The sequence below is a fragment of the Candidatus Laterigemmans baculatus genome, from assembly GCF_010367455.1.
Classification (GTDB): domain Bacteria; phylum Planctomycetota; class Planctomycetia; order Pirellulales; family Pirellulaceae; genus Laterigemmans; species Laterigemmans baculatus.
Window position 1 is genome coordinate 13,040 of record NZ_WRPR01000021.1, and the last position, 23,904, is coordinate 36,943.

A 23,904-nucleotide genomic window follows, 5' to 3' on the forward strand; every position below is an offset into this window, starting at 1 on the left:
GATCCGTTCCTTCAGAGGCCCCCCTCGTGATCATCGATTCGCATCAGCACTTCTGGAAGCTCGACCTGCCGTTTGACTACGACTGGCTGAAGTCAGCCGAACACGCTCCGATCCACCACGATTACCTGCCCGAAGACTTGCTGGTGGAGATGCGTCGCGCCGGGGTCGACCGGGCCGTGTTCGTGCAGACGCAGCACAACTTGGAAGAGAACCGCTGGGCGCTGGAGTTGGCCGAACGGAATCCTTGGATCGCCGGCATCGTCGGCTGGGTCGATTTGACCAGTGACCAGTGCGAAGCTCAGTTGGCCGAGTTCACCAGCCATCGTCGCTTCGTGGGCATCCGTCACATCACGCAGGATGAACCCGATGACGACTTCCTCATCAGCGCTCCGGTGCTCCGCGGCTTGAGGGTCTTGGAAAAGCACGCCGTGCCATTCGACCTGCTGCTGCACACGCGTCACCTCCGGCACGTACCGACGCTCGCCACGCAGCTGCCAACCCTGCCGATGGTGATCGATCATCTGGCAAAACCGCACATCCGAGCCCGCCAGCTCGATGCGTGGAGCCAGGATTTCCGCCGCGCGGCCGAGCACCCGAACGTCTACTGCAAGCTCTCCGGGATGGTCACCGAAGCCGACTGGTACGCCTGGAAACCAGCCGACCTGAAGCCGTACGTCGACACGGCCCTCGATTGCTTCGGACCCGAGCGTTGCATGTTCGGCTCGGACTGGCCGGTCTGCGAATTGGCCGCTTCCTACCGCGACGTCGTCGAGACCCTCCGCGGACTCCTCGCCGGCCTCTCGGCATCCGAGCAGGCTTCCATCTTCGGCCGGACCGCCAAGCAGTTCTACCAGCTGTCCCCTGCGGCGGAACCGAGTGCTGCTTCCGCCGCCGAGCGGTAGGCTTGCCCTCCCCGCTCGTTCCTCGTGACCCTCCCGGGGGGAGGGTGACGTCGTGGCCCGCCACCGTATCCCAAGGGCGACCGTATCCCAAGGGCGACCGTCTCCTAATAAGGGAACTCGCCGCGCTACCACGAGGTGAACGGGACGGGCCACTCGAAGAACGGGACGGGAACCAGCACCGCGTGTTGCTCGAGCATGCTCCAGGCGCCGTACCAGGAGGTGTACTGCGTGAAGAACAGCACGAAGACGTAGAAGGCCACGAGCGGGACCGCAGCCAAGCGGGCGGTCCAGCGGAACAGACCGTACCGCGGCCGATCGCGGCGCATGGCTCGTCCCATCGCCCAACCGGTCAGCAGACGAGCCGGAAAAATGAAGACCACGAAGACGAGGCTCAACACGCCGACCACTTCCTGCGGCGTGGCCTCGATCTTCAGCAGGTAAAGGGGCAGGGCGGAAGCGAGCGTGACGAGGAGCGCGAACCAGAAAGCCAGCGGGGCGCGGCGGAAGTCTTGCCGAACCGTGCCAATCCGCCAGAAGGCGGCGAGCCGGTTTTCGGCCGCAAAGCGGGTTTGCAGGAACGGTAAATACAGCATCACGACCGCCAGCAGCACGCCGCCGAGCAGCCCGAGCAGGGCTGCCGCACCACTGCCTGCTCCACCACCACCGGCCGCTCCTGCTTGCGGCAACCGCGTCGAGGCGACCAGCAGCAACGTGGGAACCAGCAGCCACAGGACCGCGCCGATGAACCCCCTGGTCCCCAACCAAAAGTAGTGTGGCAAGTGCAGGGCGGCGACGAACTCCCAAGCCCCGTCTCGCGCTTCGGCCCACCACCGGCCGCGACGAAACGTGCGAATGAGCCGCAGCGGAGCCGGCCATAAAAAATGCCGCAGCCGCCCCCCCCGCAGCCACGCCCAGAGCAGGTGCACCGCGGCCACGGCGGTCAACCCGATCAAGGCGATCCGCAGCGTTCGCGCCGCCGGGCTTCCGCTCGCCACCAGCTCGGCCGAATGCCACTGATTCGAGAGGACGCGGAGCGGCAGCAGAATCAACCAACTGCCGACGACCAGGCTGCCGACGCGAGCCGCTTTGCGGACGCCGACCAGCCCGTCGCGAAGTCGCCCCGAGCGGGCCACGCGCCCGGAGACCTCGAGCAGGTATCCCAGGCTGAGCAATTGCACGATTGGGATGCTCGCCAGCACCGCCAGGGCAGCGATCAGGCTGAGGAGGCCAAAGCACCACTCCCACCCGCTACCGATCTGCCGGAACAGCCACTTCAGTGTCGTCATCCGTCGAGAACCATCGGGGAGGATCGGTGGGTCAAGATTTCGTTCCGCCGAACGAATCTCTCCACATTACTGAAACCCGCCGCGGAACACCGGGGTTTCGTATAATGAGCCAAAGAGGCAATTTCGCTCGGGCTCGTCCTTCCGCCTTGACTTCGGGAGCTCTCGTGCCACCACCTCCCCTCCCGCCCTTTGGGAATCCCGAAGAATCCTCGCCCGACTCCGAAGCGAGCTTCGCCGGGGAAGAGGTCCTCGAAGCGAGGCTCATCGTGGCCGAGGAGCATCCCGCACCCGGCCGGCGACTTGAGCCCCGCCGGCGTCGGGTGCGGGATGCTTTCCTCCTGCTCCTGTGTCTCGGCGGTTTGGCGGCCATGGCGGGAGGGCTGCTCGTCGGGCAACCGTCGCCAGCCAAACGATACTCCTTGGCCGCCTATCGCCAGCCCTCCTTTGAAGACACCGTGGCGGCGGTCGACCACGAGTTCGCCGCCGCTTGGCAAGAAGCGGGAATCACGCCCGCCGCCGCGGCCGATCCGCTGCAGATCGCCCGCCGGTTGTCGCTGGGGCTAGCCGGAACCGTTCCTTCGATCGAGGAGATTCGGCTGCTCGAGCGGCTGCCCGAGGCGCAGCAGGTGAAGTGGTGGACCGAGCATCTGCTGCATGACCGACGTCACGCCGATTACTGGGCGGAACGGCTCGCCCGGGTTTACGTGGGCACCGAGAATGGTCCCTTCCTGGTCTATCGCCGCCGTCGATTTGTGAACTGGCTGAGCGATGCGATCGCCCAGAATCGCAACTACGATGCGATCGTTCGCGAGCTGATCAGCGACCGTGGGGTCTGGACCGACTCGCCAGCGGTGAATTTTGTCTCCGTCACGGCCGATCCCACGGAGGGCAACAAGCCGGACGAGACGCGGCTGGCCGGACGGGTCAGCCGCGCCTTTTTAGGAGTCCGCATCGACTGCCTGCAGTGCCACGACGATTTCCTGGGCACGCTCGAACTCGGCTCCTTCGCAGGGGACCTCGGTGATCTCCAGTCGGGCGAGCAGCAGCACTTCCACCAGCTGGCCGCGTTCTTTTCCGAAGCCCAGGCATCGCTGCTGGGGATTCACGATCGGCCGCGGCCTTACGAGTTTCAGTACTTGGATCAAGCAGCCCCGGAAGTCGTCGAGCCCCGACCGCCGTTTCTTCCGCAGTTGTTGCCGGAATCGGGAACCCGCCGCGAGCGTCTGAGTCGCTGGGTCACGCATCCAGAGAACCGTCCGTTTGCCCGCGCCACGGTCAACCGCGTGTGGGCGTTGATGTTCGGGCGGCCGTTGGTCGATCCGGTCGACAGCATCCCGCTCTCCGGCGAGTATCCACCGGGGCTCGAGGTTCTGGCCGAAGATTTCACCGCCCATGGCTACGACCTCCGCCGGCTGATCCGGATCATCGCCTCGACGGCAGTCTTCCAGCGAGACAGTCGAGCGGAGTACGAGGCCACGCCCGCGATGGAGGAGAGCTGGGCGCTGTTCCCCCTCAGCCGCTTGCGTCCCGAGCAGGTAGCCGGCTCGCTCTTGCAAGCCTGCTCGCTGCAAACGATCGACGCCCAGTCGCACATTCTGTTTCGGCTCGCCCGGTCCGCTCAGCAGAACGAGTTTGTCACCCGCTACGGCGACACCGGGGAAGACGAGTTCTCCGAGCATGGCGGAACGGTCACCCAGCGGCTGCTGATGATGAACGGCAAGTTGGTCGACGAGCAGATTGGCGAGAATCCGCTGGTCAATGCTTCAGCTCACATCGCCCGCTACGCGCCGGACCCAGAGCAAGCGGTCGAGACGGCGTACCTCGCCCTGCTCGCGCGACGGCCGACGCCGGGGGAACGCGAACACTTCGTCGCTCGGATCACCGCGGCTCCCAAACGCAACACGGCCACGGTGATCGAAGATCTGTACTGGGTTCTGATCAACAGCACCGAATTTTCTTGGAACCACTGATGGCACACCCCACTCATGCCCATCGCCGCACGATGCTTCAGGCCGCCGCAGCTGGTGGGATTTGCTGGCTGACGCCGCTCGCCGAAATGCTCGCCCGGGCCAGTGAACCCGGTTCGGGTGGCAAGCGAGCCGGTCGCGAGTCCAGAGGCCGAAAGGGTCGACCGCGATCGGTGATCGTGCTCTGGCTGCAAGGCGGCCCCAGTCAGTTGGAGACGTTCGATCCGCACGAGGGGACGCGGATCGCCGCCGGGACCCGCTCCTGCGAGACGGCCGTCAAAGGGATCCGCTTGGCCGAAGGTCTGGAGCGGACCGCCGCGGAGATGCAATCGATCTCGCTGGTCCGCTCGCTCATCAGCAAGGAAGGGGACCACGAGCGGGCGACGTATCACGTGAAGAATGGTTTCCGTCCCGATCCGACGCTTGTGCATCCCTCCCTCGGATCGGTCCTCTGCCACATGCTGAGCGATAACGTCGAGATTCCCCGCCACGTTTCGATCCTGCCCGGACAGTGGCCGGCCCGGGGCGGCTATCTCGGCGATCGCTACGACGCGTTCAAAGTCGGAGACCCGAGCCAGCCCGTCCCGGACGTTCGCGCCCGAACCGGCGAGGATCGCCATCTCCGCCGCTTGGAAGATTTGCGGGACATCGTCGAACCCGCCTTTGCCGCTTCGCGATTGCAGCAGCTCGATGACCGCCGCACGCTGCATCAGCATTCGATCGGCCGCGCGGTGCGGATGATGTCGTCCGAACAACTCTCGGCGTTCGACGTCAGCAGCGAACCGGCGGAAGTCCGCGCCGCTTACGGCGACACTCCCTTTGGCCGCGGAGCGCTAGCGGCGGTGCGGCTGATCGAAGTCGGCGTGCGGTGCGTCGAAGTCACGCTCAATGGTTGGGACAGCCACGTCAACAACCACAGCATCCAGAGTTCGCTCGTCCAGACGCTCGATCCGGCGTTTGCCGCGCTCGTCGCCGACCTCCGCCGCCGCGACCTGTTGGACGAGACGGTCGTCCTGTGCGGAGGCGAATTCGGACGCACCCCCTCGCTCAATCGCGCCGAGGGGCGCGACCATTGGCCGCATGGATTTTCGATCGCACTGGCCGGGGGAGGAATCGCCGGCGGACGCGTGGTTGGCGAAACCTCACCGGAACCCCGCCTCGACGCGAGCGATCTGACGCAGAACGTCGCCGAGCCCCGCACCGTTGCCGATGTGCACGCGACCATCCTGCACGCCCTCGGGATCGACCACCATCAAGAGCTGATGACGCCGGTCGGCCGCCCGATGAAACTCAGCGAAGGCCAAGTCATCCAAGACCTGCTGGCGTAGCGGCCCCAGTACCCAGTACTCCGCACTCAGTAATGCGGGGGTTTGTCGTCTTCAAGCGTCCTCGGCGTGGCGGTTTCCGCGGCCGCCTGCAACCCTTCGAGCCGCTCGGCGAGCCGCTGGACGCTGCGGCGGAGGCGGTCGAGCTGATTGGCTTGCTCGGTGACGACGAGATTCAGCGTCTCGTAATCCCGCTGCTGGTGAGCCAGAGCGACTTCCAGGTGCGTGATCCGATCCGCCAAATCTCTCGCGGTAGCCATGATGAGGACTCGTCCTTTACAGTTCGATCAGTCGACCGCCGGACGGGCCTCGCATGCACTGCAGGGGGAAAACGTCCAGCGGATTGTAGGTGTGCACCATTAAATCGCCGTCTCCCCAGCGGACAATCTTCAGCCGGTATCCGCAAGGCCAGCAGAACGTGTGCGTGGTGCGGCCAAACAGCCCCTGGTGAGTCTCCAGTTCCGGAACGCCGACCACCGAAGCGGGGATTGTGACCGGAACTTGGGTCGGGCAGCACCCGCCCGCCAGCTCGAGGATCGTGTACTGCTGCTCGACACTTTCGGCATGACCGGTCGCCCAGCCGATCAGCGGGTGATTCCAGTAGCGGATCGTGGGAACGTCGCAGCAGGTCGCCCGCCCCCCCAGACCGCTGAGGTCATCGAGATCGGTGGGGAAGGGGGGATCGAAGAGTTGCACCCCTTGGTCCGCACCTTCGGCATCCCAGACGTTCGGCCAGTCACCGCCGCCAAGAAGCGCACCGGAGCCTTCGATGCCCGAACCTTCGATGCCCGGACCTTCGACGATCGCCGACTCGCCGTCGAGGATCTCCGGATACTCGAGAGTTTCCGATCCAAGAGGGACGTCCGAGTAAATCGTGTCGCCTTCGGCGGGCCAGTCGGGGGTGGTAATCCCGTCTTCCGCCCAGCGGTGCGATTCGTAAGGCAAGGACTGATGGGGGGCGGCCAGCGTCGGGACCGAGTCGTCGACGATGACACTCGCGCCACTCGAGACCGGATCGGGAGTCGGTGCGGGAGTCGGTAATTCCTCGTGGGCCACCGGGCGGAACCAGTCGCTGAACCAGTTCGCCGGGGCGTGCGCGGCGGACAGGGCCACGAACAACAAGGGCAATGCGGCAAGTCGCAGAATTGGCGAGAACATGGCTTCGAAGGGAGCTGAAAGGCAAAAGTGTTGACCGGCCCACAATCCAGGGCCGCTAGCCAAACCTAGCTCGCACTTTGCGCGCACAAAATTTTCCGGTTTCCGGTTTCCGGTGTCCGGTGTCCGGTACGAGTACCGCTGCGCTGAGTACGAGTAGGAGTGCGAATCTTTCCGTGCACATCCGTGTCCTTCGTGGTTCCCTCCCGCCTCCCGCCTCCCGCCTCCCGCCTCCCGGCTACCGGCTACCGGCTACCGGCTACCGGCTACCGGCTACCGGCTCTTCCGGTTGCGACGAATAAAAGGCTCATGCTGGTGATAGCGGACAGCCGAATGAGAGGAGTTGAGTCGAAAGGTCGCCGGGCACCCGGCACACCCACAGAGAGGCGATGCGAGATGTTACGAACCACGGGGTTGTCGATTCTGGGGATCTGCGGAGCACTGTTCGGCGTCGCGATTGGAGCCGATTCGGCCTGGGCGCAGGCCCCCTACGGCGATCGGGCTCCTTACGACGCCGCGTCGATCCGTCTGCGGCCGGTAGGCAACAACACCTATCCGCCAGTGGTGACGGCTCTGGCGATCGATCCGCGCGGCGAGCTGCTGGCCGCTTCGGGCGACGACCACATCATCCGCATTCTTGCCCGGCCGTCGCTGAAAACGCTCAAGGAATTGGCCCTGCATGAAGACTGGGTCCAGACGCTCGACTTCAGTGACGATGGCTCGACACTTGTCTCGGCGGGCAACGATGGACAAGTGATCTTGTGGGACCGCGACAAAAATTGGGAGACTCGCCAGCGGATTACGGGAGCTCCCGCGATCCGCTCCGTCCAGTTCTCGCCCGACGGCAGCCAAGTGGCGGCGGTCGGTTTTCAGCCTCAACTGTTCCTGATGGGAATCGGCAATGCCGCTCGGCCGACGCTCCAGTGCGGTTGCCGCGACCTCCGCTGCGTGGCGTTTCGCGGGGATGGTTCAGTCGTCGCCGCGGCAGGCCGCAGCGGCGACATCCACTTTTTCGATGCTCGCACCGGATCGGCGATTGACGAAGTGCAATTGCACGGCGACCGAATTCGTGCGATGCAGTTCGTCGCTCAAACCAGTCGCATCGTCTCGGTCTGCGAGGACGGTCACGCCGTGCTGTACGACATGGATGCCAAGCGGATTATCCACGAAATGCAGGTGCCCGGATGCAAACTGCAGACGCTGGCGATGGTCGACGCCACCCATGTCGCCCTCGGCGGCACCGACAACTTCGTCCACCTTTTCAACCTTGAGACCGGCAAGAAAGCCCTGACGCTCGAAGGGCACACCGGTTCGATCGCAGCGATGGTCGGCGACCGAGGCGAGCTGTTCAGCGGCAGCTTCGACACGACGATCCGTCGCTGGAGTTTGCAGAAGCTCGCCCAAGGGGCGCGTGTGGCCGACGCCGAAGCGGCCGAACAGCCCGACGCGCGGACCAGCCGCCGTCCCTAGTCAGCACCGTTCGTAGTCAGCACCGTTCGTAGTCAGCACCCCGAACCCGCTCCGCTTGACCGGCAATCACGCCACCCGGCAGGAAGCCCCGTGGCCCACACGACGCACGGCACTCGCGGCCGGCGACAAACCGAACGTACAGGGAGGTACAGGCAATGTGGAACTTGGCCAAACGCTGGACTCGCGGTCGCCGCACGGCGAGCTCGCAACCGGTTCGCCTCCCCGGGGCTCGCGCCCCGCAGGTCCGCCGCACGCTCGCCCCGGAGCAGCTCGAGTCGCGGCGGATGATGGCCGCCGATGCCTTGCACGTCGGACTGGTCTATCTCGAAACCGACTACCTCAACACCTCTCCGGACCAAGCCGGGGACATGTATCCCGACCGCTTCCTGCTGTCGTTCAGCGGCGGGGCCGAGGGGACCGAGTTGACCGAACTCCAGCTGTCGACCGACAAAGACGGCGACGGATTGTCGATCGGTGACTTGATCTTCGATACGGTCGCGGGGGGTCGCGGCAAAGGGGGCTCGCACCCGTTCCGCATCGTCGCGATCAACGCCGCCGATCCCAACGCAACCGTGACGGGCACGGTCGACGATGGCGGACAACTGCTGACGCTGCGGCTGACGAATTTCCGCGCCGGCGACACGGTCGAATTCTCGCTCGACGTCGATGAAGTCTTGAGGGTCTCGCCCGACCTCGACTTCTTCAACAGCCGCTTGGACGAGATCGCCAGCGGCCAGGAGTTCCAGGACTCGATCCTGACCGCCACGTTCCAAGCACCGCACTACGAAACGGCGACCGCCCAGGACGTGTTCTTGAACGACTTCGGCGATCCCCAGGCCAGCCATGGCTTGAATCTGCCGCCCGACGAAAGCGAGGACCCAAACAGCCGTCCGAACCGTTCGGCCGCGGCGATCGCTTCGACGGCTCAGGTTCCCAAGCCGATTTCGATTGCCGGCTCGGTCTATGTCGACAACAACCTGAACCTCAAGCGTGAAGCCGGCGAGCGGACGCTCTCGGGTGTGGAGCTCTCTTTGTGGCGCCGCGATGATGCCAGCGGCCGCTTCGTCGACACCGGTTTGACAACGACCACCGACGCGGCGGGCCGCTACCGCTTTGGCACCGAACTGGGGCTGATGCCGGGAACCTACCGCGTCGTCGAAACCCAGCCCGACGGTTACTTCAGCGTCGGATCGATCGCCGGCACGGTCGACGGCCAGAGCGTGGGGGCTTCGGAGAGCGCCGATGTGCTGACCGAGATCACGCTACCGCTCGGCGACTTGCACGCGGTCGACTTCGACTTTGCCGAGGCCGCCCCAGCCGAGGTCGGCGGCTTCGTCTACCGCGACGACAACGACAACGGGATCAAGAACGCGGGCGAACCGGGCCTGGCGAATGTTCGCGTGCGACTCGTTCCGATCGATACGATTGCCCCGCAGTCGGAATTGATCACCACCACCGGAGCCGACGGCTCGTACCAGTTCAAAAACCTGGCCCCCGGGCGTTACAAGATCGTCGAAGTCGACCAGCCCGCCCCGTGGACCGACGGCTTGGATTCGGCCGGCACGGTCGACGGCAGGCAGAGTGGCACCGCGGTCAATCCGGGCGACGAGATTCGCAACGTCGAATTGCACGGCAACTCGGTCGGCCGCGATTACAACTTTGGTGAGCTGCCGCTCGGCTCGCTCAGCGGTTACGTCTACTTGGTTCCGCCCGGCGAAGATTGTTTTAGCGACCACGTCGATGACGACTCCACGCCGCTGGCCGACGTGCTGGTCAAGCTCTACGACGAGGCGGGCAACCTTGTGGCCCAGACGCGGACCGCGGCCGACGGTTCCTACCGCTTTGAGGATCTCCCCAAGGGAACGTATCGGCTCGAGGAAGTGACGCCCGTGGGGCTGCTCGACGGCACCGGGCACGTGGGCATCATTGGGGGAGCCGCCGTTGGCGAAGTCGTCAGCGATGGCAGCATCCACCGGATCCGACTGCCAGCCGGAAAAGACGGCGTCCACTACGACTTCTGCGAAGCGGCTCCGGCTCAGGTTTCCGGTTACGTCTACCACGACGCCTCGAACGACGGTCGGCGGGACGCGGGCGAAGCGGGCATCGAGGGCGTTTCGATCGAGCTGGTCGATGCTTCGGGCGCTGTCGTCGCGACCACCCAGACCGACGCCAGCGGGCGGTACGAGTTCAAAAATCTTCTCCCCGGCACCTACCAGATCCGCGAAGTCACTCCGGAGGGTTACTTCGACGGACTCGACCGCGCCGGTACGATCGCCGCGGTCCAGGTCGGTGCGGCAGCCAACCCGGGGGACGCGATCAGCGGCGTGGCGCTTCGCCAAGGGCAAGCCGGCGTCGAGTACAACTTCGGCGAATTGCTTCCAGCCCGAATCGAGGGCCGCGTGCATGCCGACGTCGATGGCGACTGCATGCTCGACGAAGACGAATCGCCGATCGCCGGCGTCGTGATGCGGCTGTACGACGCGGACGGACGCGAGCTGGCGCAGACGACGACCGACGCTGAAGGCAAGTACGTGTTCGCCGGATTGCGGCCCGGGCGCTACACGGTCGTTCAGGATCAGCCGGCAGGCTACTTCACCGGAGGCCAAATGGCCGGCTCGACCGGCGGAGACGACTCGGTCGAGAACCGCATCAGCGACATCCGCGTCGGCTCGGCGATCGTTTCGGTCCACAACGACTTCTGCGAACACCCGCCGAGCGAACTGTCGGGGAACGTGTTTGCCGACACCGACGAAGATTGCCTCCGCGATCCCGGCGAAGTGGGACTCGAAGGGGTCCGCATCGAGTTGCTCGACGCCCAAGGCCGCGTCGTGCAGACGACCACGACCGACGCGGCGGGCCGCTACAAGTTCACCGGGCTGCGAGCCGGCCAGTACAGCGTCCGCGAGACGCAGCCCGTTGGGTTCCTGCAAGGCGGGCAGCGGGCGGGCTCTGGTGGCGGCGACGATTCCCAAACCGACCTGATCACGCACGTCGGAATCGGCTGGGGCGAGCGGCTGGTGGAGTACAACTTCTGCGAACTCGAACCCTCCTCAATCCAAGGCAGTGTGTTCGTCGATTCCGACGGCGACTGCATCCACGAACCCGAGATCGGCGAACGGCCGCTCGCCGGCGTCACGATTCGGCTGCACGATGCCGACGGCACCGTGATCGCGACCACGACCACCGCCGCCGACGGCAGCTACAAGTTCGCGAACCTCCGTCCCGGCGAGTATCGCGTCAGCGAAGTGCAGCCCGAGGGGCTCTTCCAGGGAGGCCAGAAAGTCGGCTCCGGCGGCGGCGTGGCCAGCGAAGATTTGATCAGCCAGATCGTGATCGGCCCCGGCCAAACGCTCGTCGACTACGACTTCTGCGAACTCGATCCCTCGTCGATCCAAGGGGTCGTGTTCATCGATTCGGACGACGACTGTGTCTACGAGCCGGAGCAGGGCGAAACGCCACTTGGCGGAGTCACGGTGCGATTGCACGACGAGAGCGGAGCGGTGATCGCAACGACCGTCACCGCAACCGATGGCACTTACCGCTTCCTCAACCTGCGTCCCGGCGAGTACGCCGTCAGCGAAGTGCAGCCCGAAGGCTACTTCCAGGGAGGCCAACGAGTCGGCTCCGGCGGCGGGGTCGCAAGCGAGGATCGGATCAGCCAGATCGAGCTCGGTCCGGGCCAAAACTTGATCCACTACGACTTCTGCGAACTGCTCGGCAGCACGCTCAGCGGACGCGTCTGGAGCGACGTCGATCTCGACCGGACTTGGGATGCCGGCGAGTCGCCGATCGAAGGCGTCCGCATCGAGCTGGTCGATTCGGCGGGCCGCGTCGTGGCTCATACGCTGACCGATGCGGCGGGCACGTACGAGTTCCGCGACATCGCACCGGGGGTTTACAGCGTCCGTGAGTATCAGCCCGACGGCTACTTCCATGGAGGCCAGATCGCCGGCTCGCACGGCGGCAGCGCGACGACTGAGGACCGGATCACGGCGATCACGATTCCCGCCGGTTCGAAGCTGGTCCGCTACGACTTTCCCGAAGTCCCGCCGGCAATCATCGAAGGCTACGTGTTTCAAGATGGACCGGCGATTCCTACTCAGGATCCGCTGGCTCCCGAAGAGCTGCGCGAGTACCGCGATGGGATTCGCAAACCGGGCGACAAGCCGCTCGCGGGAGTCGTCCTGGAGCTTCGCAACGTGCTGGGTGAACCGTTCACGGCCGACCGCGCCCTTCCCGGCACTTACGCCGACGGTGCAATTCGGGTCGTCACCGACGCCAACGGCCACTACCGCTTCACCGGCCTTCGTCCCGGTACCTACCACGTCTACCAAGTGCATCCGCAAGGCTACATCGATGGACTCGATACGCCTGGATCGACCGGAGGCATGGCCGACAACGCAGCCGACCTGTCGGGCAACCCCGAATTGCAGATCGTCATCCAAACGCTCTCGGCCAGCAGCGAGACCGCGCCGCAGCGCGACGCGATCCTCAACATCCTGCTGACCGCGGGCGGCACATCTTCGAACAACAACTTCAGCGAGATTCTGATCACCGATCCGCCGTTGCCCCCTCCGCAGGAATTCCCCACTCCCGAACCACCGCTCGTCCCAAGCGTGCCGATCGAGACGTTCCCCCAGTTCGACCCGTTGTTCGGCGCTGGAGTCCCGGCCGATATCCGGCCCCCGATGATCGGCGACTGGAACACGGCCGTCACCTGGCACTTGAGCGTCATCAATGGCGGCTTCCCACGCGGTGAAGGCGTCTCCGATGGAGCCTTGATCCGGGCGGTGAGCAGCGCCAAACTCCAGCCCCAGCTGAGCCCGGCCGAAGCGAACCGGGGCCGCTGGGAACTGTTTGATCTCGAGGGCAATCGGCTGGAGGACACCACCGGACGGGGCCTGCCGCCGGGTGGACGGGGCCTGCAGTTGGGCGTGGTCGACGGAATTCCGCTGGTCGGCGACTTCAATGGCGATGGCCGCGACGACGTTGCGGTCTTTATTGCGGGCCAGTGGCTCGTGGACCTCGACGGCGATGGCCGCTGGGACCGGGGCGATCTGTGGATCCAGCTCGGCACGGAACTCGACCGCCCAGTCGTCGGCGACTGGGACGGCGACGGCAAGGACGACGTGGGGATTTTTGGGCCCCAGTGGAACCGCGACCCCGAAGCGATCAAGAACGATCCAGGCCTCCCCGACCCGGACAACGTGCGGCGGCGGGGCGCCAAGAACACGCCCCCGACCGAGGCCGAAGCGGCTGACGGACGGCGATTCCTGCGGCGGACCAACGACGGTCCGATGCGGGCCGATCTGATCGACCACGTCTTCCGCTACGGCCGCAATCCCGATACGCCGCTGGCGGGCGACTGGAACGGCGACGGGATCGACTCGATCGCCGTGTTCCGTGCCGGAGAGTGGATGCTCGACTCCGACGGCGACGGACGCTGGACCAATCGCGATGAGCTGGTCAGTTTCGGCGAAGTTGGAGATGAGCCGGTCGTCGGCGACTGGAACGGCGACGGAATCGACGATCTGGCGGTGGTGCGGGGCGATCTGTGGATCATCGACTCCGACGGCGACCGGCGACTGACGGACGCCGATGCCCGGATCCGAATCCCCCGCGGCAGCAACGATGTGCCGATCGCTGGCGACTGGGATGGCGACGGCCGCTCCGAACCGGGCCTCTACCGGGCCGAGCAAAAAGCGCCCGAAGAAGACCGCCCCGCAGCCTGATCTCATCACGAATTATCCGGCCTCGCCGAGCGTTCTCGGAATCAGCCGCTGGCGTGCTGGCCCGGATCATTCATCAGCCGCCGAGCGCTAGCTCACGGTTGCCGCAAACGCCGTGAAAACCGGACGCTAGCCCGGATTATTCATCAGCCGCCGGGCGCTAGCCCCCGGTTCTCGAAAACGCCGCAAGAACCGGACGCTAGCGCGTGGCGGCTGATTAAGTGGCCCCTCTCCACAAATCGGCAATTCGGTAAGCTGGTCGGACTAATGTTGCTTCGGCGTCTCTCTCCGACCGCTCTCCTCGCAATTGCCTCGCCCCATGACCACGGTGCACCCGTTCGCGATGGTTTGCTGCCATCAAGGTGCCGAAGCCCCTCTCAAGACTCAGCTCGCGGCCACCGGGTGGCGGCTGGCGTTTTCGCGTCCGGGTTTTGTCTCTTTCAAACACTCCAGCGACGATCCCTCGCGGCAGCTCGAGTTGCCGAGAAATGTCTTTGCGCGAACTTCGTCGTGGTCGCTCGGCAACGTCGTCGGCGACCGCACGGCAGAGTTGACCGAGCGTTTGCTGGCCTTGCTCACCGAGACCGTGGGCGAGCGGCGGTTTGACCAGCTGCATCTCTGGGCTCGCGACCGCTTGCCGGCTGGAGAGCGAAACTACGAACCGGGCTTCGAGCCGCTGACGCACGCCATTGCCGAGGACGTTCACCGCCGCTTGGCCGCGAGCGACCGAGTCACCGCCGACGCAGCCAACCGTATTGCCGAGATCGGCGAATCGGTGCTGGATGTGGTGCTGGTCGAGCCGACGCGATGGATGATCGGCTGGCATTCCGCCGAGGCTTTCCCACCGAGCCGCTGGCCGGGCGGCTTTCCGCCGATCGATTTCGCGCACGACGTGGTCTCGCGAGCTTATTTTAAAGCGGCCGAAGCGATCCTCTGGTCGGGCTTGCCGATCAAGCCGGGAGACGTGGCGGTCGAAATCGGGAGTGCTCCGGGCGGAGCCGCGCAGCGGTTGCTCGAACTGGGCCTGCGGGTCATCGGAGTCGATCCGGCCGAGATGGACCCACGGGTGCTCGAGCATCCCGGCTTTACTCATTTGCAAGCTCGCGGCGGCGACCTCAAGCGCTCCGAATACCAGTCGGCTCGCTGGCTATTGGTCGACTCGAACGTGCGTCCCGACAAGACGCTGGTGACGGTCGGCAACATCGTGGGCAACCGCCGCGTGTCGATCGAGGGCATGCTGCTGACGTTGAAGATCGGACGGTACGACCAAGCCGATCGGATCCCCGGTTGGTGCCAGACGATCCGCGGCTGGGGCTATTCGAAGATCGAAGTCCGCCAGCTGGCGACCGGGCGCTGCGAAGTCTGCATCGCCGCCCGCCGTTAGACATAGTCACCCTCCCCGGGAGGGTCCGACCCCATTGAGCCGTAGGCGCTAGCCTCGGGCCTTTTTGAGCCGTAGGCGCTAGCCTCGGGCCTTTTTGAGCCGTAGGCGCTAGCCTCGGGCCTCTCGCGCACCCACCGCCGGGTTTTCCGCTGCAGAACCCGCGGCTAGCGCCGTCGGCTCAGGGTTTTCTGACAGCGGGGGGTGACGTTTTGATTGTCCTGTCCGGCTCCGTATACTGAAGGTCCTCCCCCGCCTGGCATTTCCCGCCCGCCCTATGGACAGTTCCCATGCCGCTGGTCCCTCAATTCTCGCGTCGAGAACTGCTCCGCATCGGGCTGGGTGGCTTCGCTGGCCTGACGCTGCCTGATCTTCTTCGGCTTCGCGCCCAGGAAGCCTCGCTTGGACGAGCCTCTGCGAACAAACCAAACACCGCGATCATTCTCGTCTGGCTCCGCGGCGGTGCGAGCCATCTGGAGACATTTGATACCAAGCCCGACGCGCCGTCGGAGTACCGCGGCCCGTATCGGCCGGTGCGCACCAATGTGCCGGGAATTGAGATCAGCGAGCTGCTCCCTCGCTTGGCGACGATCGCCGACAAGTACGCGATCCTCCGTTCGATCGCCCACACCGGCGGCGGCCATCCCGCCGGTTCGCTGCAGGTCCTCTCGGGCGATCCCGATGCGGCCGACAAACCGGGGCCACGTTATCCCGACTGGATGACGATCGCCAACTATCTCCGCAGCAGCGGCGGACCGAGGGAGATCCCCCGCTACGTGGCCGTCAACCCGGTCGACCGCTACGACAGCTTTACGATCGCCGGCCCCACCTACCTCGGCGATTCGTACGCGCCGTTCACCGTCACCGGCGATCCCAACAACCCCAGCTTCGAAGTTCCCAACATCGGGCTGAAGGACCCGGGACAGCGCCAGCGGTTGGAGGATCGGGTGGCGCTCCGCGGCTCGCTCGACCGGCTGCAACGCGACATCGATCGCTCGGGAGCGATGGAGGCGATCGACCAGTTCGAAGCCCAAGCCCTCGCACTGCTGCTCAGCTCCAAAGCTCGCCGAGCGTTCGACCTCAGCCAAGAGAGCGATGCGGTGCGAGACCGCTACGGTCGCAATCAGTGGGGCCAGCAGTGCTTGATGGCGCGGCGGTTGGTCGAAGCCGGGGTGGAAATCGTCACCACGGAATTCGACGGCCCGCTGTGCGGCCGCGTCGCCAACTGGGACGACCACGCCGTCAACCACCACGTGTTCGAAGCCAGCAAATACCGCAGCCCCTTCTTCGACCAGGCCGTCTCGGCGCTGATCGAAGACGTCTACCAGCGTGGCTTGGATCAGAACGTGCTCGTGATCGTCGGCGGCGAATTTGGCCGCACGCCGCGAATCTCCTACGTCGCCAGCAGCGGAGGCGGCATCGCCAGTGGTGCCAAAGGGACGGTCCAGCCCGGGCGGGACCACTGGCCGCGAGCCAACTCGATGCTGTTTGCTGGCGGCGGCATCCGCACCGGACAGACGATCGGCGCGACCGACCGGCGGGGTGAGGATGTCATCGAGCGTCGGGTCGGTCCGGAAGATTGGTTGGCAACCATCTACCGCCACCTCGGCATCGACTATTCCAATGTTATGATTCCCGACTTCTCCGGCCGCCCCATCCCGATCATTCGCGAGGGAACTCCCGTGGCGGAACTCGCTCGCGTCTGAATCGCGAACCGGGGAAATCAGCCGCTTCATCGAAAAAGCCGTGATGCGAGATTCTCCCTACGCCCGATTCGACGCCGCCCAGCTGATTCTCCGCGACGAGTTGGCGATCGACCGGACGCTGCTGGCGAACGAACGCACGCTGTTGGCCTACTTGCGATCCGGCGTCGCGCTCGGAATCGCAGGCGTGTCGATCATGCACTTCGCCTCCTCCGACTGGTTCCGCTACGTCGGAATCGCGTGCGTCCCCTGCGGAGCTCTGACCGTCCTGATCGGCATCGTCCGCTTCCGCCGCGTCGACCGCTCGATCTCGCGGATCCGCAAGCACTTCCAGGAAGCCCAGCAAACCGAACCGGGAAAACTGGAACAAGGCCTGCGAGAGGAAATGCCGTAGCAGGGACGGGATCAGCCACAGAGAGCTCCGAGGTCACCGAGTGGGAAGGCGCTCCGGTGGCCACGGAAGGACACGGAAAAGCACGGAAAGGAGAGGACCGCGGATAGCACGGAGATCCTTCGTGCTCTTCGAGCCTCCGTGAGCTCTGTGCCCTCTGTGGCTGCCTTCATCCAGCGCCCGCTACTTCGGCGGCTCGGGCAAGCCTTGCAGGACCATGTAGCCGGTCCAGAACAGTGGCTCGTCTCCGGTCAAATCCACGCGGCCGCGATCTCCCTCGGAGAGCAGCGGTTCGGCGGTCGGATCGAGTTCGCTGCCACGCAACACCTGCACCGCTCGCCGCCACGCCGAGAGCGCGTCTTCATTGGGCAGCTCCTGCAGCATCTCGCTCATCATCGTTGCGGTCGACACGCCTCCGACCGGCCAGCGAGCGAGCAGCGCTTCGGGCGTTCCCGCCGCGTGCAGGGCAATGGCCGTATAAAACAGCTCGCTGCCATCGCCATTCAATCGGCTGCGAAAGCCCGGGAGCAGGACGGTCCGCGGAGCTCCCCAGGGAAACCGCATCCACTCGGCCAGACTCCCTTGATTCGATTTGGCGTCGTAGATCAGCGGACTCGACTGCAGCGCCGCTGGACCGCTGGCCGGCGGTTGATCGGCCGCAGCGACCCACAGCGTCCGCAGCCGGGCACTGATGAATCGCCCCGGGATCGAACCACTCTCGGGCAGCGACACCGAGGTCTCGTGTTCGTCCCGAAGTTTCGCCACCCAATCCGCCTCTTCCTCAGGGACTTTGGGGGCAAAGAACAGCTTGGTGACGTATCCCACCGAATCGCCGACCGAGGTATCCGGCGGAGGATGGATCGCCAGACCGGGAGTCGGTGCATAAGAAACCGCCACTGCGTTTCCAATCAGCGCCGATTCCTCATCGGCGACCGGCAACAGCTCGAACGGCAGATACCAGAGCGGACCGCTGGGCACGATCACCAAATGCTTCAGCCCTTCGAGCGGCAGCTTGTCCGCCGGCAGCAGTGCTTCGCGAAGTTCCACCGCCGCGGAGCGCCACGCATCGTCGGAAGGCAACTGCGACTGACCGGCCCGCCGCCGGCCCACACCGATGTCGGCGAGCAATCGTTTGGCGCGGGTGCCGATGGCGCTACTGTTCTCGACCAACCACATCGAGGCCCCGGTCGGCAGGGCGGCGATGCCGACGATCCGATTGCCGAGTGGAACAAAACTCACGACCGCCGAGCCCTCGACAATGCGCCGTTCCTCGGATGCTGCCCACGCTGGCGGAAACACTTCGGGAACCGCCATCCGGTCGAGCGCAGCGGCCAACGTCGTGGCTTCCATCGCATCGGACAGCTCGACCATCTCCTTCCACAACTCGGTCGCTTGTTTCTTCTCCGCCGCGTCGTCGCTCGCCAGCGGGAGCGCGGCCAGCGCGTCGCGAATTTCGCTCGCACGCAGATGGCCTTGCTGGAGCGAACCGAGGACGCCCGGCAAATTCTTCCGCAACTCTCCCGCCTGCGCCCCGAGCCGATCGAGCGGAGCGGCGATGAGCCAACGCAGGTCGAGCGGCCGACCACCGACCGGCAAGGCGGCCCGCACCTGGCTGCGGAGCAATGCGTCAGCCGCTGGGAGCGCGGCCTCGGCGTCGCTGCGACTGACGCTGCGGGCCAAGCGAGCGGCCAGCAGGGCAGAGGGATCGCTGGCCGCGGCGGCCAAAGCATCGATCGGATCGCGCGCCCACTGAGCAGCCGACGGTGGCTCGAGGAGTTTCGCCAACCGCTGCTCCTCCTTGTCACCGGCGATCGCTCCCGACTCGAGTGCCGCGGCGATCCGATTCCGCTGCAACAAACTCGGAGCCCCAACCAGATTTCCGCCATTGCCGCGGCCAAAAGCGACCGCTCGCGTTGCAGCTAGCAGGGCCTCGGCCGGTTGGCCCGAGGCGGCTAGCAACCGAGCCTGGACCCAAGCCGCGGTCGCTTCATAGCGGGGCATCGCCGTGTCGCGTTTGCGGAGCAGCGTTTGGACGTTGCCCAAGTAGTTCGTTGCGAGGGGGCGGTTGCCAGCCGTGACCGCACAGTCGGCCGCGACGACATTGGCGGCGACCGCCGCAAACCGAGCGCGGCGGGCATAGGTATCGGCGATCGCCACGGCGGCCGCGCGGAGCGGCTCATCAGCCCCGGCGACGAGCGTCCCCGAAGCGACGCGGACCGCTTCGCCAACCCACTCGGGTTGATCGAACAGCGCGGCGGCGACCGAGGCTTCCATCACCGCGACGCGAAACGCTTCGGTCTGGCCGGAGTCGCGGTGCCGACGTGCGGTGCCGAGCAGGGCCAGCGGCGTCAGCGGATGCTCGACCGAGCCGATCACGCTTGCTCGCTGCAGCACCGTCGCGGCCTGACCGCCAGGATCCGCTCCCTCGGCACCGTCCCCGCCCGCGATCAGCAATCCGTAAACCGTCTGCCACAGGGGAGCGGCCACGGCGTTGCTTCGGGAAACCATCCGCTGCGCCAGCTCGGCCGCACGCCCGGTGAGCGGATCGGTCCCGGCCAAGGGGCCGAGAATTTCGCTGCGACGGTACGCGCTGATCGCCACCGCACGGAGGATCTCGATGCCATCGACCGGGATGAACTGGGCGGCCTGGAACGCACCGCCGCTCCGCAGCACCCGCTCGGCGTTGAGCTCGCCAATCGCCACGTTGATCCGGTCCGGCACCGCCGCCGGCTGCATCCTCCGCCCGCCGGGGGCCCAAGGTACCGGGTTCCCGGAAAGGCCTCCGGCGGGAAGCAGTTGCCGCGGCCAGTCGAGGCTGGCCAGCGACGCCTCGTGGACCAGCATCAGATTCAGCGCGGCTGCGAAATGCTCCTCCGCCCCGACCAGATTCCCCAGCTGGTACTGCACTTCGCCGAGCATCGCATGGGCGGGAATCGAGTCGATCCAGCGGCCGCTCGGATCCCGCCGGCCCCGCCGCCGCGCTAGCTCAAACGCCTCGCCCGCCTGCGCCATCGAGCCCTCGCGAAAGAGCTGGAGCCCGAGATAGTACTCGCGGGCCGGGTAGCTGATTTGCCCCGGGTCCTGCGCCCGGGCTGCGGGAGCCGCGGCAAACGCGAGCACGAAGGGGGTCAGCACGAAGGGGGTCAGCAGCAACAGCCTGAGGGCGGCAATTCGCATCAATTCGTCTGGGGGTCGTGCGGCAAAATATTCCAGAAGAGCAGACCTCTCCATCTTAGACAGGGGCGGGGAGTTTCGAAGAAATTCCTGGGGCGAAGTCAAGTCCTAAGGGAAATTCAGCCGATGACGGTTGTGACAGATCGCCCGGGCGAGGTGCGTCCGCAGCGAGCGTCTGTTCTTTGCAGCTCGTGTTGGTTGCAGCTCGGAGCGAGCGAAAACGTGGAAGGGATTGGGATGACAGTCAAACAGAACCAAGGCTGGTTGCGGACGTTCACTCTGTTGGCCGCAGCGACGGCCCTCACCGGGGCGTCGAGCGGCTGCCAAGTCGCGGTCAACGGCCAAACGTTGCCTAGCCCCTACTATCTCGAGGACGACGTCCAGTACTTCCCGGGCGCCGGTGAGTTCAAGCTCTCGCGGGAAGCGGCGGCCCTCAAAGCGGCCCGCGCCGAAGAGAAGCTGCAGGCCCGCTAGACCGGACGCAAGCCGATGCCCGAGGTTCGCGGTGTGGCCCTCGATATGGATGGGCTGATGTTCGACACCGAGCCGCTCTACGAGCTGGCCGCCGACCGGCTACTGCAGCTCCGGGGGCGGCGGTACGAAGATGCGGTGCGGCGGCAGATGATGGGTCAGCCGGGTCCGCAGGCGATCCGCTTGATGCTCGACCACTACGGTCTGGACGAACCGTGGCAAGCGGTGCTGGCCGAGGCCGAGGGAATCTTTGCCGAGCTGATTCAGCAGGAACTGCGGACGCTTCCAGGGCTCCCCGCACTGCTCGCCACGCTCGACGCGCTCGCGATTCCCTACGGCGTCGCAACGAGCAGCCGGCGAACGTTCGCCGAGGATCTTCTTGCCCGGGGCGGCGTCCACACCTCGCTCCGGTTCGTGCTGACCGGCGACGACGTCACGCATGGCAAGCCGCACCCGGAGATCTACCTCGCCGCAGCCGAGACGCTGGGGATTGCCGCTTCGTCACTGATGGTTTTCGAAGACAGCGGCAACGGATGTGCAGCAGCGGTTGCCGCGGGCGCCGTGACGGTCGCCGTTCCCGGCCCCCACAGCGTCCACCATGATTTCAGCGGGGCCGCGCTCGTGGCCGACTCGCTCGAGGACCCCCGCTTGCTCGCCCTGGTCGATCAGTGCTGTCGCCGGCTCTGAACGACCCCCGAGCCTCCCGCGGCGCCCGAGCCTCCCGCGGCACCCGAGACTCCCGCGGCGCCCGAGACTCCTGGAGCACCGCCACCACCGAGCGGGCGGAGCATGCGGTTCCAGTGCGGAGCGGGAGGCTGCCGGACCGGCTCGCCGCAACGCAGCAGGATGTCGTCCATCCCCACCGTCTCGACGATTGAGCGGACGAGCTGGGCCACCGATTCGGTCCGCGTCTTTTCAAAAATTCGCTTTCGCCGGGCTTCGACCGTCCGCTCGCTGATGTCCAGCTTGTTGGCAATCCGCTTGTTCAAGCACCCCTCGAGCACGAGCCGCAGGACCAACAGCTCGCCTTCGCTGAGCCGATCCAACTGCTGGCTGACACCCCGCGTGCGGCGGTCGCTTTCGCGAAGCTCGGCCGAAAGCACGAACGCCTCGCGGACCCCCTCCTCAAGTTCCTCCTCGTTGACCGGCGTCGAGTAGACCGCGACTGCCCCGCAGCGGACGGCGCGAACGGCCGCCTCGATCCGCGAATGGTGCATGACGACCAGACTCGGACGGTGGAGCTGGTGTCGCTCGATCAGGTCGCAGAACTCGTCGCTGCGGCCCCCATCGCTGGTGTCCTCGAAGAACATGCAGCCAACTGCCTCGCGGGGAAGCCCCGTGCACAGTTGCTCGATCGTCGTGCAGCGGCGATGGATCGCTTGCAGACGATCGGCGATCCTCTGCAAGGCCCTCTCCGACTCACTGCCCGTTTCGAGAGAGAGAATGATTCCTGTAGCCATGCGGCTTGCACACCTGTTGTCTGAAGGCCTCGGGGGGAGGTTATCTACCCTCGCCAATCTCCTCATGTGCGAACGAGAGCGAACAGAAAAAAGAACTAGTTCCCAGTTTACCTCTCCCTCCCTGCGTGGTTCGGGAAAAAAAGAGGCAGCAAATCGGTCGCCCAACTGCTCTTTCTCTGTCGGTGCAGGGGCTGCGCCAGATCCAGTTGATCTACAGTCGCTCGTAAAATCGCGACAGGCGATGGGACACTGTCGCAATATCAGCGCCTAAGATCCGCTCGAAGTCGCGTATCCGCGACACTGCCTCGTAATTCCGCAGCGGCGGCAGGCGGCCGTAGCAGTGGAGCAGATTCGCATAGACGTCGCTCCGAGCTTCGACCAGATAGAACGTCAGCGCCCACGAGAGGGCATAGGCGGCCCGCGAGCTCTCCCGGCCGGCGAACATCCGATCCTCCTCCACCAGCGACTTCAAATCGCGAGCCAGGAGATCCGCTCGCCCGGCGTAGATCTCTTCAAAGACCGCCAGCAATCCGGCGTCGCAACGCTCCCGCCGCGTCACTCCCGGGCGACCTTCGACCAACGGCGAAGCTTGAAACAGTCCGCCCAGCCCCTCAACGACCCAGAGCGGCGTGTCGACGACGCGGCTATGAACTCCCGTATTAAACGCCGACTGATGGGCCGCTTCGTGGCAAATTGTCGTCGCGACGCCCCCGTGACTGCCGCCATGGTCGTACATCACGATGCGATTGCTGGCCTGATCGTACACGCCGAGAGCATCGGGAGTACGGATGCCGAGCTCCGCTAAGTATTCCCGCATCGACTCGCGGTCGGGCATCACAATCGCCACCATCGGAAAATTGCCTTCCAGCACCCGCACTCCCCGCAGCGCCAGGAAGGTGGTGAAGGTGCGGTGCAGTCGCTCGAACGTCTGCGGCCACTGCGTTCCACGGCCGACCGGCGTGACGACCAGGAAATGCGTCGTCGCCGTGACCTCGAACGAGCGACCAAACTCGGCGGCGAGCCGAGCCCGCATCTGCGTCGCGTCGAGCGGCTGAAAACGCCCCTCGCGCGGATGCAGCGAATGCTCGACGCGGAGCGGGTCGAAATCGTGCAACCACCCGTCGCGATCGAGCACCAACCGGCGATGGCTTGAGCGGACCAGCTCCAATCCCTCCACCGAGCGACCGTCGACGACGCCCGAGACCAGCCGAGCGGGTTCCGCCAGCGAAGTGGCTTGAGGTGGCGAAGTGGCTTGAGGTGGCGAAGTGGTTTGAGGTGGCGAGGCGACACTGGGAAGAGCGCACGTCGCAACGAAAGCCGCAGCAAGCGAGAACCGTCGGCCACCCTCGACGCAGAAACGCACCACAACATTCCCCATAAAAAATCAGCCGCTGGCCGGCTAGCTGGACAGCGCCACTTTCTTACGCTGAATTGCCATAAAGTCAGCAGTGCCCAGCAGTTGGCTACCAAGTCGTTTAACGGCAAGCCGA

The 23,904-nt window shown here is 65.5% G+C and carries 16 protein-coding genes; 10 read left to right on the top strand and 6 right to left on the bottom strand.

The features are described from left to right. The first annotated feature begins 26 nt into the window (after positions 1–26). Entirely contained in the window at positions 27–902 is an 876-nt protein-coding gene (locus GNK13_RS04445; RefSeq protein ID WP_164101242.1) for an amidohydrolase family protein, read from the top strand. Between the two features lie 125 nt (positions 903–1,027). Here the strand turns inward: GNK13_RS04445 and GNK13_RS04450 are convergent, their stop codons facing one another. After that, positions 1,028–2,188 carry a DUF4013 domain-containing protein gene (locus tag GNK13_RS04450; protein WP_164101243.1) on the bottom strand — a complete coding sequence of 387 codons (1,161 nt, stop codon included), beginning with the start codon at positions 2,186–2,188 and terminating at the stop codon, positions 1,028–1,030. Positions 2,189–2,352: 164 nt separating this feature from the next. On the opposite strand from GNK13_RS04450, the gene GNK13_RS04455 reads away from it, so the two are divergent. Further along, on the top strand, positions 2,353–4,158 hold the full coding sequence (locus tag GNK13_RS04455) for a DUF1553 domain-containing protein (protein ID WP_203328919.1): 1,806 nt from the start codon (positions 2,353–2,355) through the stop codon (positions 4,156–4,158). After that, positions 4,158–5,483 carry a DUF1501 domain-containing protein gene (locus tag GNK13_RS04460; RefSeq protein WP_164101244.1) on the top strand — a complete coding sequence of 442 codons (1,326 nt, stop codon included), beginning with the start codon at positions 4,158–4,160 and terminating at the stop codon, positions 5,481–5,483. The genes GNK13_RS04455 and GNK13_RS04460 overlap by 1 nt, the downstream gene beginning before the upstream one ends. A gap of 26 nt (positions 5,484–5,509) precedes the next feature. Here the strand turns inward: GNK13_RS04460 and GNK13_RS04465 are convergent, their stop codons facing one another. Beyond that, positions 5,510–5,740 carry a SlyX family protein gene (locus GNK13_RS04465; protein ID WP_164101245.1) on the bottom strand — a complete coding sequence of 77 codons (231 nt, stop codon included), beginning with the start codon at positions 5,738–5,740 and terminating at the stop codon, positions 5,510–5,512. 16 nt (positions 5,741–5,756) lie between these two features. Next, on the bottom strand, positions 5,757–6,638 hold the full coding sequence (locus GNK13_RS04470; protein ID WP_164101246.1) for a hypothetical protein: 882 nt from the start codon (positions 6,636–6,638) through the stop codon (positions 5,757–5,759). 393 nt (positions 6,639–7,031) lie between these two features. Here GNK13_RS04470 and GNK13_RS04475 point away from each other — a divergent pair, with 393 nt between their 5' ends. The 5 genes from GNK13_RS04475 to GNK13_RS04495 all read left to right on the top strand — a co-directional run bounded on the left by GNK13_RS04475 (position 7,032) and on the right by GNK13_RS04495 (position 17,312). Further along, positions 7,032–8,105: a WD40 repeat domain-containing protein gene (locus GNK13_RS04475; RefSeq protein WP_164101247.1), complete on the top strand. Its 1,074-nt coding sequence runs from the start codon at positions 7,032–7,034 to the stop codon at positions 8,103–8,105. A 155-nt stretch (positions 8,106–8,260) separates the two neighbouring features. Beyond that, the gene (locus GNK13_RS04480; RefSeq protein ID WP_164101248.1) at positions 8,261–13,837 is read left to right on the top strand and encodes an SdrD B-like domain-containing protein; all 5,577 of its coding nucleotides are present in this window, start codon (positions 8,261–8,263) and stop codon (positions 13,835–13,837) included. 316 nt (positions 13,838–14,153) lie between these two features. Continuing rightward, positions 14,154–15,218: an SAM-dependent methyltransferase gene (locus GNK13_RS04485; RefSeq protein WP_164101249.1), complete on the top strand. Its 1,065-nt coding sequence runs from the start codon at positions 14,154–14,156 to the stop codon at positions 15,216–15,218. 287 nt (positions 15,219–15,505) lie between these two features. Then, a complete protein-coding gene (locus tag GNK13_RS04490; RefSeq protein ID WP_164101250.1) occupies positions 15,506–16,921 on the top strand; it encodes a DUF1501 domain-containing protein in 1,416 nt (471 codons plus the stop codon). 43 nt (positions 16,922–16,964) lie between these two features. After that, complete coding sequence (locus GNK13_RS04495) at positions 16,965–17,312, top strand: YidH family protein (RefSeq protein ID WP_164101251.1); 348 nt, start codon at positions 16,965–16,967, stop codon at positions 17,310–17,312. Positions 17,313–17,492: 180 nt separating this feature from the next. On the opposite strand, the gene GNK13_RS04500 is transcribed toward GNK13_RS04495, so the two are convergent. Beyond that, entirely contained in the window at positions 17,493–20,486 is a 2,994-nt protein-coding gene (locus tag GNK13_RS04500) for a CHAT domain-containing protein (RefSeq protein WP_164101252.1), read from the bottom strand. A gap of 234 nt (positions 20,487–20,720) precedes the next feature. On the opposite strand from GNK13_RS04500, the gene GNK13_RS04505 reads away from it, so the two are divergent. Beyond that, on the top strand, positions 20,721–20,957 hold the full coding sequence (locus GNK13_RS04505; RefSeq protein WP_164101253.1) for a hypothetical protein: 237 nt from the start codon (positions 20,721–20,723) through the stop codon (positions 20,955–20,957). 15 nt (positions 20,958–20,972) lie between these two features. Beyond that, positions 20,973–21,641, top strand: coding sequence for an HAD family hydrolase (locus tag GNK13_RS04510; RefSeq protein WP_164101254.1), 669 nt, complete (start codon positions 20,973–20,975; stop codon positions 21,639–21,641). On the opposite strand, the gene GNK13_RS04515 is transcribed toward GNK13_RS04510, so the two are convergent. Both GNK13_RS04515 and GNK13_RS04520 read right to left on the bottom strand, forming a co-directional pair. After that, the gene (locus GNK13_RS04515; protein ID WP_164101255.1) at positions 21,620–22,414 is read right to left on the bottom strand and encodes a LuxR C-terminal-related transcriptional regulator; all 795 of its coding nucleotides are present in this window, start codon (positions 22,412–22,414) and stop codon (positions 21,620–21,622) included. The genes GNK13_RS04510 and GNK13_RS04515 overlap by 22 nt on opposite strands. 211 nt (positions 22,415–22,625) lie before the next feature. After that, positions 22,626–23,777, bottom strand: a complete 1,152-nt coding sequence (locus tag GNK13_RS04520) for a DUF1570 domain-containing protein (protein WP_164101256.1) — start codon at positions 23,775–23,777, stop codon at positions 22,626–22,628. Positions 23,778–23,904: the final 127 nt, after the last annotated feature.